Source organism: Priestia sp. D51, assembly GCF_053345675.1.
The window spans coordinates 198,881-212,120 of the sequence record NZ_JBLTIR010000006.1; the positions used below are offsets into that span (position 1 = coordinate 198,881).

Sequence of the window (13,240 nt, forward strand, 5' to 3'; positions counted from 1 at the left end):
GTCTATGACGACACTATTTTATAGAAAAGGGAAACTTGATTAGTGAAGTTTCCCTTTCTTCCGTATATTAAGGATTGACTAAGTGCTGTTTTGTTTTTAAATGATATAGATAATGCAGTCCTTTTTCTGTTATTTTCGTTCCTGCTCTGCCTCTGCGTTTTATAATATACTCTTTTTCTTCTAGTACATCCAAACGATTTCTCACCTGCTGTTCTGTAAGAGTAAAGCCTTTTAAATGCTGTGTAATCCACTTTCTGCTTGCTGCTTTTCCTGTATCATTACACTGCTTTATCGTTTCTAACAGAGCGTGATTTTCTTGAAGTTCGATCAAGTCAACCGATTCATTTTCAATTTCATGTAAAGTATGCTCCTCCTTTTGACTACTAAGCCTATACTCTACGTCTTTTGCTTTCACTTCGTTTTCATCACAGACAGTAAGCAAATACTCGATGACTCCTTTTAATTCTCTTATGTTTCCTAGCCATTCATATTCGATAAGCAGATTCATCGCTTCTGGATGGATATGCGTCCACGTTTTTGATTTAGAAATAAAATGATGAATCAGTAAAGGAATATCGGTTCTTCTATACCTTAAAGGAGGAATCGTTAAAGATAATACGTGTAAACGATAGTATAAATCTTCTCGAAACAACCCTTCTTTCATTTTATGTAGTAAATTGTTGTGAGTGGCTGCTATTATTCTTACATTGATCGGAATGACTCTTGTCCCTCCTACCCGTCTAATTTCTTTTTCTTGAAGCACTCTTAAAAGCTGAGTTTGTAAACGCGGGCTGATATCACCAATTTCATCCAGGAAGATCGTACCTTTATCAGCGCTCTCAAACAGCCCTTTTTTGCCGCCTTTTTGGGCTCCTGTAAAACTGGCTTCTTCATACCCAAACAGCTCACTTTCTAGCAATGTATCGGTCATGGCACTGCAATTCACGGCAAGAAACGGTCCGTTTTTACGTGTAGAATGATTATGGATAGCCTGAGCAAACAGCTCTTTTCCTGTACCGGTTTCTCCTTGAATTAAAATAGGGTACTCAGTAACCGCCATTTTCCGGGAAATTTCAATCGTTTTAAGCAAAGCTGGGTGTTCTCCGATAATATCTTGATAATTATACTTAGCAGAAAAGCCGTTTTTTCTAAGTTCTGACTGCGCTTTTCCTTCTATTTCAACAGCTTGATTCACACTTTTAAACGTTGCTACCGTAGTATTGCTTTCCTGAATCATAGACTTATAGATAACCATTTCGTATCCGTTTACGTTAAAGTACTGACTTTTCTCGTCGGACGATGTAATAAACTCCACAAGGCCTTCGTTAGAAATGACATGTTGAATTTCACAATCTACAACATCAGAAGAAGATAGCTGAAACAATGATTCTAACCTTTTATTAAATAACGTAATTCTTTTATTGAAATCCACAGCTAGGATCCCATCTTCTACTACATTTACAACACTCTTTACATGGAGGTGAAGTTCTTTCATTTGCCCTTCTGCTTCTATTAGCTTTTTTTGCAGCTCAATAATATTTCGTAAATAGCGATCCCAAATAATTGAATGATTAGACTGATTAAAACCAAATGATTTTATAAGTTCAAAAATGGTCGCCATATCAAAAAGCCTAACGCCTATATCAATTACATGTTTTACATATGGCGGACATAAGTGAATCTCACCTGGAGAAACAGCAACTTCCACACCTTCGTAATAGGTCTTTTGCTTTTTAAAAGGAATAAACTGAACATGATTAATACCTACTTGATAGAGAGATTCTATTAATTTAAGGGTTTCTTTATCGTCATCATTTACAATTAATACTTTTGTATGGGCAGGGATTTGCAGCAATTCATTTATATGTTTATGGTGAATTGTTCTATTTCCTACAATTTCATGTGCATGCTGAACGTCTAATCTGTCCTTCATTTCGTGCTTTATACTCTCTGATGAGTAGAGTACAACATCGCCATCAATTTCACCCGGTAATTCTTCGTCAATCGCAAAGCATTCAATAAAAATGCAATCGTCTAGCAGCTCTTTTAATTGATCGTGCAAAATGATTCTAGTTTGCTTGCTTCCTGTTATTAAAACTAATTTCTTTTTCATCGTATGAACACCTTTCTACAGGCCTTTAAATTTGCTTGCCTTCAGATATTAGTCTTGGGATACTGTACCTATCATTTTATACGTTGCCCTCCATTTCATCTAGCGGACGTTTGTCCCTATTGTAAATAAAAATAAGTAGAAAAAAGTGCCTCCGCTTTAATAGGTGGAGGCACAATATGCTAAAGTGCTAGATGCATTGAATTACTGTCTGTTCTCTTTTTATTTAATAGCTACTTTTATTGGTTTGATATCTAAGGCTACCTTTACAATGGAATAATCGTCTTTTTGACCGTCTGTATAAGCCCAATACCCATTGCTTTCGGGGCTTTTTCGGAAGGTAAGCTCAAATCCTTTGTTTTGGTTAAACGCATAGCTCTTTATTTCTTTGCTCTGAGCGTTATCAATAAGATCGTAAGCTAAAAACTTTCTTAATACACCGTGTGGAGAGAAAAGACCTGTATTTGGTCCAACCTTTTCACTGTAGTATTCATTTTTTCTAGTAGACGTTTTAGCTGGGTTTATGACGATTTCTTTTGTTGTGATATTTACTTTATCGCCTGGAGTAATACAAGAGATAACAATATTTTTGTAATCACTCGGAAATTTGTCATTTGTCTGTACCTTCGCTAAGTCAACTAGCGTAATACCGCCTCTTCCCACAACTTCCATTTGTTTTTCTTTATTATTTACTACCATAGCAGTATCTTCATCGATGCCGTATGAAAGCTGATTTTTATTTCCTTTTTCATATGCTGTTGCAATAAGCCGTCCCAATCTTGCTTTGTTATCAAAATGCTGATCTACAAGACCGTATTGGAAGAAGCCAAGGCCTTTTTCTAAATAAGCAGGCCCTTGTTCTTGCTGAGTCATATCATCATAGGTGTCTGTAAACCCGTACGAAAGAGCTCCGTAGCTATCTCCGCCAGCGAGCATAGTATTACTCATAATTGCAGCTCCGGCGCTCGTACCGCCAAGTACTGCTCCCTTTTTATACGTATCCCATATAGCTTGTAAGACTTTTGAGTCTGAACCATTTTCATTACGCAAAGAGCCCGTAATCATCGTCTGATCTCCTCCTACAAACCAAATGCCTGTTAGCCCTTTAACTTTTTGCGCTAGTTTTTCATTGTTCATACTTAGTTTCCAACTCGACTCGTTTTCAGAAGTTCCTTTAAAGTCATGGTTTGAAATAGGTAAAATTTCTATATTTTCTGCCTTCACTCCGTATTTAACTAAATCGCCTTTAAACTGATTAGAGGAATCGAACTTAGTACTCGCTGCAGGCACAATTCCTATTTTGGCTTGTTTTCCTCCTGCAAGATCAATAAACTTGTTATACACGCTTGAATTGCTGCTGCCAAGCGCTCCGCCTGCAATTAAAAGATTACCTTTGATCGAATCGTATGCAGGACTTTCAGATGAAGAAAAAGTAGATTTTTTATACGTTAAACTAGTTTTTTTATCCGGCTGGAATTTGACGGTTTTGGGCGTAATATCCATTCTTACATTTACAATGGAATAGTCATCTTTTTGTCCGTCAGTATATCTCCAGTAGCCGTTTGTGTCATTATCCTTTTGGAAAGCAATTTCGTAACCAGACCCTCTACTGTCATAAACATAGCTGCTAGCAGATTTCATCGATTTATTGTCAACAAAAGAATAGGATAAATAAGCCTTTAATCTTCCATAGGGTGTAAAAACACCCGTAGCAGGCAACGCGTTAAAGGAATTATATTCAAACCCCTTTGTTTCTACTTTATCTTTTGGAAATTCAAATGATTTTAAATGAAAGTTAATTTTATCTCCAGGAGATAAGTAACTGACTTTTATGTTCTCTAAGCCTGAACGCACTTTTTGCTTAGATATAAGCTTAGCTTTGCTCATATCTAATACAGCTACTCCGCTTCTTCCAACGACTTCAACCTTTTGATCTTTATTGTTAACGACCATAGCAGTATCTTCGTCTACACCGTATGCAAAGTTTTTTTCTTTGTCACGTTTAGCATTATACGCAGCTACTGCCAGTCGCCCAAGTCGTGCTCGTTCATCCATATGCTGATCAATTATGCCGTGTTGGAAAAATCCCAGCCCTTTTTGAACTGATAGAGGCTCGTATTCTTTCTTATTGTGTTGGTTTTCGTTTACATGTTTATTTTCCTTGTTTCCTATACTTTCTTTTAAAGCTCCTAGACTGTCTCCTCCTGTAATCATGACGTCACTCATAATTGCAGCTCCTGCACTTGTACCTCCGATAACTGCTCCCTTACGATATATATCCCAGATAGCTTTTAACGCTTCAGAATCGTTTCCATTATTTTCACGAAGGGAATCCACAATTTTTGTTTGGTCTCCTCCAACAAACCAAACTGCCGTTAGTCCTTTAATCGTACGGGATAACTTCTTGTCGTTCACTTGATTCTTCCAAGTCGATTCATCTTTTTGTGTGTCAGAAAAATCGTGATTGGAAACGGGAAGAATTTGAATAGAATCTGAGTTTACTCCGTATTTCACGAGGTCTTCCTTAAACTTTTCAGAAGACTGCAGCGTTGTGCTAGCAGCTGGAATAATCCCTACTTTGGCTTTTTCTTTTCCCCCAGCAAGCAAGAGAAATTTTTCATATATATCGTGATTGGATGTTCCTACACCTCCGCCCGCAATAACAAGGCTGCCTTTAATGCCCTCAGTATTTTCTTGTGCTTTTGCAAGCAGGGGTGTACTCAACGAAGAAAGTAATGTAAAGCTGATGAGACATGAAACCAGTTTCTTTTTCATTTGAAAGATCCTTTCCACGCAAATTTTAATACCCTTCTCTAATTAGCTCGTATCCTTTCCGCGATACTTTCGATAAATGATATCTAAAACCTGTTATTCAAACGTTCCTTTCACAACAGGGACACCGTCTTTTACCATTACTTTACCTTGAGCAAAAACCGTTTTAATTGTTAGCGTCTCTTTGTCTAAAAGGACTAAATCTGCATCTTTTCCGGGTTGAATATGCCCTTTATTGGACAGTTTTAATACTTTGGCAGGATTAGAAGTAATGACTTGAAGAGCTGTTTCTAACGGTATTGATTCCTCTAATACTGCATCTCGTACTTCTTGAAATAAAGAAGACACTTTTCCAACTTGAAGACCTTTATAATCTCCGTTATCATCAAAAAACGGCAGGCTCGCGTTTCCATCTGATGAAAACGTAATGCTGTCAATCGCCACTTTCTCTTCCAGCATGATGCGTAACCCTTTGCTGCACTTAACTTCGCCTTCTTCTAAAAAGTGAGGGATCGTGCTAGTCGTAAAATCTACATATCCGCCTCGCTTTGCAAATTGAATTCCTTCTTTAAACAGCTCTTCATTTCTATTAATATGTGTAGGGTGAAACTGACGAATTGGCAGGTCTGTTTTATCTGCGATTTGATTCATTAAAGATAATTTTCGTTCTCCGTCTCCTACGTGAATCTCTAATATTCCGGCTTTCCCTGATAAAATCCCTCCATTGCGGGCAGCGGAAGCCACCTTCACCAGTTCTTCAAATGTCGGTTCAGAAGAACGGTGGTCGGAAATGGCAATTTCACCTACTCCGATAATTTTATCAATTAAAATAAGATCTTCTTCAATGCTATTAGTTAACGTTTTTACCGGTATTTGATAGGAACCTGTGTGAATGAAGCAGCTAATCCCTTCTTCTTCTAACCCTCTTGCTTTGGCCAGAAGGTTTTCCATTCTTCTTGTTGTACCGTCTGTTCCAAGTACACCTACAATAGTTGTAACACCGGCAGTCGTTGCATCGGTTAACATTAGTTCAGGAGTGCGTGTTTTATATCCACCTTCTCCTCCTCCGCCAATAATATGAACATGTGAGTCAATGAAGCCTGGAGCTATAATGTGATTAGCGGCATCTACAACATCAATAGGAATGGACGTATTTACATGATCAATACAATCTTTTATAAGGATGATTTTGCTGTCTGCAAGCAATATATCTTTTTTTCCTAAGTGCTGTGGTGCATATACTTCTGCGTTTTTGATTAAGGTTAACAACTTCTATTCCTCCTAGTAAGCTCAACTTACAAATTACATTTTTCTATCTCTTAAAATGGCCCGTAATTGATAAAATAAGCAATCACAACGGCTATTAGACCAATCACATATTGAATAAGGACTAACGGCAACACCCATTTTGCCCACTTTGTCCATGAAATTCCCGCAATTGCTAAGCCAGCCATTAATGTTCCAGCCGTCGGGAAAATAATGTTTCCGATGCCGTCTGCAAAAGAAAAAGATAATACTGCCGTTTGTCGCGTAATATCAAGCAAATCTGCAAGCGGCGTCATGATTGGCATCGTCAGCATCGCATGACCCGTTCCAGATGCTAAAATAAGATGAATCAGCGCTTGGAAGTTGTAGATTCCGATGACGCTTAAATATCCCGGAATATGTTGAATCGCTCCAGATACTTGATGAAGCATAGGGTCTACAATATGACCTTCATTTAAAACAACAAGAACTGCGCGAGAAACTCCGATAACAAGCGCTCCTCCAACCAGTGCTGCTGCCCCGTTTGTAAACGACTTAACCGTATTTTCAACAGAGAGTCTTCCAATAATCCCAATCACAACTGTCAAAATCACAAACAGAGAAGCAATTTCAGTAATGTACCACTTATACTTAATAACCCCAAAAGCAAGAATTACATAGTTAACAAGAAATGCTGCCATAATCCATTTATGCTTTCTAGTTAGCTTGGCATCGGAGTTTAAAAGTTTATTTGCATTAGTTATGCTGTATTTTCCGTATGTTCCAATCGAAGGACTTTTTTTAACTTTCATTGCATATCGGTAGACAAACCATACTGAAACAGCGTAAACAACTACGAATAAGATGAGACGAAAGCCCATTCCAGAAAACATAGGAAGCTCTGCTACTCCTTGTGCAACACCTACTGTAAATGGATTCATAACGGCCGTAGTAAAACCAGCTGATGCTCCAATTAACACAATAGCAGTCCCTGTTAATGCGTCGAACCCAAGAGCAAGTGCCAGCGGAATTAAAAGAGGAATATAGGCTAGCGTTTCTTCCGCCATTCCCATTAAAGATCCTCCTACCGCAAAAAATAGCATCATAACAGGAATTAATAGCTTTTCTCGGGTAGCGAGCTTTTTAGCCATCGTTGTAATTAATACATCTACTGTACCCGTAGCACTTAGTACACCAAAGAAACCGCCAATAATTAATACAAAAAAGATAATGTCGGCTCCTTCTACCATTCCTGTATGTATCGCTTTGACCATATCAAAGAATCCAACTGGTGTAGAATCAATCCATTTAAACGATTGAGGATCTACCGTTGTTCTCCCGTCTACTTCTACACGCGCATATTCTCCAGCTGGCAAGATATACGTTAAAATGGTAGCAATCACAAGAAAGCCTAACAATAAAGCAAAAACGTTTATTTTCCTCTCTTTTTTCCGTACTTGATTTAATGAACTCATTTCCTTTTGCGGTTCACTCATTCTTCTTCTCCCCTTTATTGTGAAATAATAGCTTTAGACAAACCTCTCTTTCTTTAAAAGCAGCTTCCTTATCTGCGACTATATATTGCTCCTTTCTTTTGTATTCCTCATATATAGTACAAGCAATTTTCGTGCCAACGTAGAACCGTTTAATTTTCTGAATTATGATATAATTAAATCGTGTTTTAGGTGTTAATTGGGTGTTTTTAAAAAATTAACACCGCCAATTAAGATGTTGGTTGATAGAAAATTTGGAGCACGAAGCATTAGCTAGTTCTTTTTTAAAAAGCTGCAAAAAGAAAGATAAAAGAATTTAATCTATAAACATAAAAAAATACTATTTTATTATTGTCTTTTCTTTAAGTAGATTAATACTATAAACCTTCAATCTATTTATAAAAGCATTGCGCATAATGAAAGGGTGTTCAAAACAATGACTGTTTATCGTTTCGGGGTATTGGCCGGTGATGGCATCGGGCCGGAGATTGTCGATGCCGCAGTTAAGGTAGTTAAAACTGCTTCTTGCAAAGCAGGAGTAAAAATGGAATGGATTTATCTGCCTATGGGATGGGAAGGAATTAAACAATATAACGATCCTCTTCCAGAAGTAACGATAGATGCTTTAAAACATACGCATGGATGGATACTTGGCCCGCATGATTCTGTGGCTTACCCTCTTGAACACAAAGAAAAGCGTAATCCTAGCGGAGAGCTTCGTCACAGTTTAGATCTTTACGCAAATATTCGCCCTGCTAAAACAATGCCAGGTATTAAAAGCGTCGTGAAAGAAGCCGATTTAGTGATCGTTCGAGAAAATACAGAAGGATTTTATGCCGATCGTAATATGTATTCTGGACACGGGGAATGGCAGATTACAAAAGACGTTGTGGTGACATCGGGGGTATTTACGCGAAAAGCCGTAGAAAGAATTGCACATGAAGCTTTTGCATTGGCTATGCAGCGTCGTAAAAAAGTAACAATCGTACATAAAGCAAATGTTTTAAGATTAAGTACCGGACTATTTCTAAACGTTTGTCGAGAAATAGCTGAGCAATATCCTGAAGTAAAAGTGGACGACTACCATATCGATGCCATGGCTGCTCATCTCGTACGTCGTGCAGCCGATTTTGATGTCATTGTGACAGAAAACATGTACGGTGATATTCTTTCAGATTTAGCAGGCGAGCTTGTAGGAAGCTTAGGATTAGCCCCTTCTCTTAATGCAAATGAACATATCGCTATGGCACAAGCAGCTCATGGTTCTGCGCCAGATATCGCAGGTTTGAACATAGCAAACCCAACCGGTATTATTTCTTCAGCAGCCATGCTACTGAAATGGTTGGCTGAAAAACATGCTGATCACAAACTTACAAAAGTGGCTGCTACAGTAGAACACGCACTTTATCAAACGCTTCAAGATGAAGTGAAAACGAAAGATTTAGGCGGACATGCCTCTACATTGGAGTTTACAGAAGCTATTTTAGAGAAAATAAAATCCACGCAGAATTAACAGCAATTTATCCATTCTATAGAGGTGATCATAATGAAAAAAAGAAAGATTATTATGGACTGTGATCCAGGTCATGATGATGCTATTGCTATTATTTTGGCTGCCGCACGACCGGAATTAGATATTTTAGCGATCACAACTGTTTCGGGAAACGCAGAAATTGAAAAAACGACGATGAATGCTTTGAAAGTGTGTGATTTAGTATTGTTACATAACGTGGTTGTCTCAAAAGGAGCAGGTGAACCATTGATTCGCACGCGTGAAAACGCTCCTAGCATACATGGTGATTCAGGGTTAGACGGCCCTGAGTTCCCTCCTCTGTCTCGCAGCTGGAGTGAAGAACACGGAGTAGATACTATTATACGAATGGTCAAAGAGTCAGAAGATCCCGTTACGCTTTTGCCTACCGGTCCTTTAACGAACATTGCTTTAGCTTTAATAAAAGCTCCAGAAATTAAAGAAAACATTGAAGAGATTATCCTTATGGGCGGCGGAACCTTCGGGAACTGGACGCCAACGGCTGAGTTTAACATTTGGGCAGATCCAGAAGCGGCTAAAAAAGTGTTTGATAGCGGTATTTCACTCGTAGTAATGGGGTTAGATATTACGCATCAAGCCGTTGCAACAGATAATGTTATTAACCAAGTGATGAACATTGATAATAACGTAGCAAAAAAGGTGGGTGAATTATTAGCGTTTTTTAAATCTGCCTATAAAGAAACGTTTGGCTTTGATGGTCCGCCTGTTCACGATGTATTAACCGTTGCTTATTGCATAGCTCCCGAACTATTTACGCTCAAAGAAGTTAATATTGTAGTAGAAACACGCGGAGAATACACGGCTGGAACGACTTCAGTTGATTTGCTTGGAGTTACAGGAAGGACAGCAAATGCGAAGTTTGGTTTAACCCTTGATGCAGATGGTTTTTGGGATTTAATGATTGAGGCTCTTAACACATATTCGGCTTCGTAATGTTCATCTAGAAGATAGGTAAGATCAGCACCAGAACGTCGAGTTCGCAACTCGGTGGTGCTGACTTACTTTTATTCATACTATCTAGCTGTTTTTTTCGCTTTTTGATTGAGCATTACAGTAATGATTGAAGCAACAATAACACCTGTAATCAAACAGTTGGATATATCTTTATAAATTACTCCCATTACTGTCCCGCCTATAACGCCTACACTAATAAGTGAAATTCGTTCTCTTTGACTCATGATTTATCCCTCCATCTTTTTTAACAAAACATTTAATTTATGAAGAGCAAACTGCAGGTCTAATTGCTCTTCTTCATTTAACTTCGCAAGATTTGTATGAAAATTACTATAAATCCCTCTCCACTTTTCCTCTTGAATACTTTTTCCCTTAGATGTTAATGAGACTAAAACTGCACGCTTGTCTCGCGAATCGGGCATTTTGATTAAATATCCTTCATTTTCTAATTCACTGATAACATTCGTTAACTGTTGTTTGGCAATATTTAATCCATTACTAATTTCCTTAATATTCAAATCTCTTTTTTTCATATACATGAATTCAACTACGTGATTTTGTAAATGTGTTAATTTCACTTCATTCTTGTTTAAGTTCTTGAAGTTTTCAAATAAAATCGGTATTAAAGCGATATATTCCTTAGCCAGTTTTTCCTCCATAAGATACTCACCTTCTTTAGTAAATATATTATTACTAATTTTAAATAAAAACAATATAAATCGTTTATTTTAGTAAAAATATATTTACTAAAATCTATACATACTTCTAAAGTTATGTTATCTCACTCTAAAAAAAGTTTATTAATCCTATGTAAGCAGCTATTTAACAATAAAAAAAGCAAGGAAGTATACTCCCTTACTTTCTGTTTACAACTCCCGTTAAAAAATTCAAAAATACATGTACGCCTGCTTTTACAGTTATTTCTCTTACGTCACGCAGTGGATCTAGACAAACGATATCCATTGCTTGAACAAGCGGATGACTCCCAGCCGTGTATACCGCTTCAAACAATTCCTCCGTTCTCATTCCCCCTGTGGTTCCTGCTGGAACTCCAGGTGCGTAAGCAATATCTAACACGTCCATATCAACGGTTAAATAGATCATGTCTACTTCTTTGCTCAACTGTTTTAGTGCTTCTTTCACCGTATGAGTTACTCCCGCTTGTCTTGCTTGCAGTAGCGTTACATAATGAACGCCTTTGCTATCCGCATATTCTTTTAACGATTTTGAGTTGTAAAACCCGTGAAGTCCGATATTCCATACATGAGCTGCATCAATCGTGTTGCTTTCGATTAAATTTCGTATAGGGGTTCCGTTAGAAGGACCGTTATCTTCTAAGCTACGTAAGTCAAAGTGCGTATCAAACTGTAAAATCCCTATTTTCTGTTCGGGATGTGACTCTTTCCACCCTTTTACTAACATAGCTGTAATGGAATGATCTCCTCCAAGCATAATAGGCAGCGCGTGCGGATGACATTTCCGCATAGACGTCATCGCTTCTTTTATATACTGATGAGACTTCCCTATATCCGTGACGTGCTGTTTTACGTCTCCTAAATCCAACACTGACAAGGAAGTCAAATCCGTATCATACTCAATATGATACGGGTTAAAGGATTTCCAAAGCTTCCTCATGGCCATTGGCGTCTCACTTGCTCCAGAAGCGCTAACGGAAGATCTTGAAAGAGGCACGCCCAAGACCGTAATATCTATCGATGTAAAGTCGACGTTGCACCCATCTTCAACTGTCTGAATCCAATCACTTACTTTTGGGTCAGAAGTACTTTGACGCTGCCAGCAAAAAGGCGGTCGATCAAGCTGTGGGTACGGATAGTTCATGTAAAACACCGCCTTCAACCACAACTTTCCCATCTTTTAATACCGTGTCTACAAGATTTACGGCATAGTTATACTGCAGCGTTTGGTAATTGGGCGCATCAAATAGCACTAAATCGGCTTTTTTACCTACTTCAATACTTCCGATTTGATTCTCTTTGCCAATGGCATGAGCCGCGTTGATCGTACAGGCTGTTAAAACTTCTGCTGGCGTCATTTTCATCGTTAAACAAGCTAAATTCATAATAAACGGCAGCGATTCCGTAGGAGAAGACCCTGGGTTTCGATCTGTAGACAAAGCAACCGGTACCCCTGCTTCGATCATTTTTCTAGCACGCGCCGGCTCTTCCATTAAAAAGAATGCAGTACCCGGCAATAGAACGGCTATAACTCCGCTTTCAGCCATTTGCTTAATTCCTTGATCGGATGCTTTTAATAAATGATCCGCAGACACAGCTCCCACTTTAGCCGCTAATTCTGCCCCGCCAAAAGACACAATTTCATCGGCGTGGATTTTAGGTTTTAGTCCGTATGCTTTTCCAGCTTGTAAAATACGCTCTGACTGTTCAACTGTAAACACGCCTTCTTCACAAAATACATCACAAAACTCCGCTAGCTCTTCTTTTGCAACAATTGGTATCATTTCTTCAATAACGTGTTGAACAAACGCATCTTCATTTCCTTTGTACTCAACTGGCACCGCATGAGCTCCCATAAAGGTTGAAACAACATCTACTGGATGCTGTTCATTCAGTTTCTTCGCTACTTTTAATTGTTTGATTTCATCTTTAAGATTTAAACCGTACCCGCTTTTGGCTTCGACAGTTGTAACTCCGTACTGCAGAAATTTATTTAAACGTTTTGTAGATTGCTTGATTAGCTCCTCTTCTGTTGCTTGTCGTGTACTAACGGTTGTTTGTAAAATTCCTCCTCCCGCTTTTAAAATATCAATATACTTTGCCCCGTTTAAGCGCATTTCTAATTCTTTTTCACGACTGCCTCCAAACACAAGGTGAGTGTGGGGATCAATTAACCCAGGCGTTACGATTTTTCCTTCGGCATCAATTATATTAATAGGTTCATGGATATGCTCAAGGTATTCCTGCGCTTTGACGTCAGGTCCAACAAATACAATTCTTCCATTTTTCACGAGTACGCTGCCATTTTCAATGATTCCTAGAGCTGACATTTCTTCCTCTCGTCTAGGCTGACTTCCGCCTTTAACCGTAATGACTTGTTCAGCGCATTTGATATACGTAATAGTCATACGTATCCCTC

10 protein-coding genes are annotated in these 13,240 nt (G+C 38.4%); 2 read left to right on the forward strand and 8 right to left on the reverse strand.

Going from position 1 to position 13,240, the window contains the following annotated elements; translation table 11 throughout:
* Positions 1 to 67: 67 nt before the first annotated feature.
* The 4 genes from ACNHOZ_RS22655 to ACNHOZ_RS22670 form a co-directional block, all read right to left on the reverse strand.
* Positions 68 to 2,113: a sigma 54-interacting transcriptional regulator gene (locus ACNHOZ_RS22655; protein ID WP_243494407.1), complete on the reverse strand. Its 2,046-nt coding sequence runs from the start codon at positions 2,111 to 2,113 to the stop codon at positions 68 to 70.
* A 219-nt stretch (positions 2,114 to 2,332) separates the two neighbouring features.
* On the reverse strand, positions 2,333 to 4,885 hold the full coding sequence (locus ACNHOZ_RS22660) for a cyanophycinase (RefSeq protein ID WP_048018584.1): 2,553 nt from the start codon (positions 4,883 to 4,885) through the stop codon (positions 2,333 to 2,335).
* A gap of 93 nt (positions 4,886 to 4,978) precedes the next feature.
* On the reverse strand, positions 4,979 to 6,151 hold the full coding sequence (iadA, locus tag ACNHOZ_RS22665) for a beta-aspartyl-peptidase (protein WP_048018583.1): 1,173 nt from the start codon (positions 6,149 to 6,151) through the stop codon (positions 4,979 to 4,981).
* Positions 6,152 to 6,201: 50 nt separating this feature from the next.
* Positions 6,202 to 7,623, reverse strand: coding sequence for a YfcC family protein (locus ACNHOZ_RS22670; RefSeq protein WP_048018582.1), 1,422 nt, complete (start codon positions 7,621 to 7,623; stop codon positions 6,202 to 6,204).
* Between the two features lie 433 nt (positions 7,624 to 8,056).
* On the opposite strand from ACNHOZ_RS22670, the gene ACNHOZ_RS22675 reads away from it, so the two are divergent.
* Positions 8,057 to 9,133 carry an isocitrate/isopropylmalate dehydrogenase family protein gene (locus ACNHOZ_RS22675; RefSeq protein WP_048018581.1) on the forward strand — a complete coding sequence of 359 codons (1,077 nt, stop codon included), beginning with the start codon at positions 8,057 to 8,059 and terminating at the stop codon, positions 9,131 to 9,133.
* A gap of 33 nt (positions 9,134 to 9,166) precedes the next feature.
* Positions 9,167 to 10,105: a nucleoside hydrolase gene (locus ACNHOZ_RS22680; RefSeq protein ID WP_048018580.1), complete on the forward strand. Its 939-nt coding sequence runs from the start codon at positions 9,167 to 9,169 to the stop codon at positions 10,103 to 10,105.
* A gap of 80 nt (positions 10,106 to 10,185) precedes the next feature.
* On the opposite strand, the gene ACNHOZ_RS22685 is transcribed toward ACNHOZ_RS22680, so the two are convergent.
* From ACNHOZ_RS22685 to hutI, 4 genes are all read right to left on the reverse strand, one after another.
* Entirely contained in the window at positions 10,186 to 10,350 is a 165-nt protein-coding gene (locus ACNHOZ_RS22685; RefSeq protein WP_168760527.1) for a hypothetical protein, read from the reverse strand.
* A gap of 3 nt (positions 10,351 to 10,353) precedes the next feature.
* Positions 10,354 to 10,785, reverse strand: a complete 432-nt coding sequence (locus tag ACNHOZ_RS22690) for a MarR family winged helix-turn-helix transcriptional regulator (protein WP_048018579.1) — start codon at positions 10,783 to 10,785, stop codon at positions 10,354 to 10,356.
* 196 nt (positions 10,786 to 10,981) lie between these two features.
* Positions 10,982 to 11,965 carry an agmatinase family protein gene (locus tag ACNHOZ_RS22695; protein WP_048018578.1) on the reverse strand — a complete coding sequence of 328 codons (984 nt, stop codon included), beginning with the start codon at positions 11,963 to 11,965 and terminating at the stop codon, positions 10,982 to 10,984.
* Entirely contained in the window at positions 11,940 to 13,229 is a 1,290-nt protein-coding gene (gene hutI / locus ACNHOZ_RS22700) for an imidazolonepropionase (protein WP_048018577.1), read from the reverse strand. Before hutI ends, ACNHOZ_RS22695 begins: the two co-directional genes overlap by 26 nt.
* Between the last annotated feature and the right edge of the window lie 11 nt (positions 13,230 to 13,240).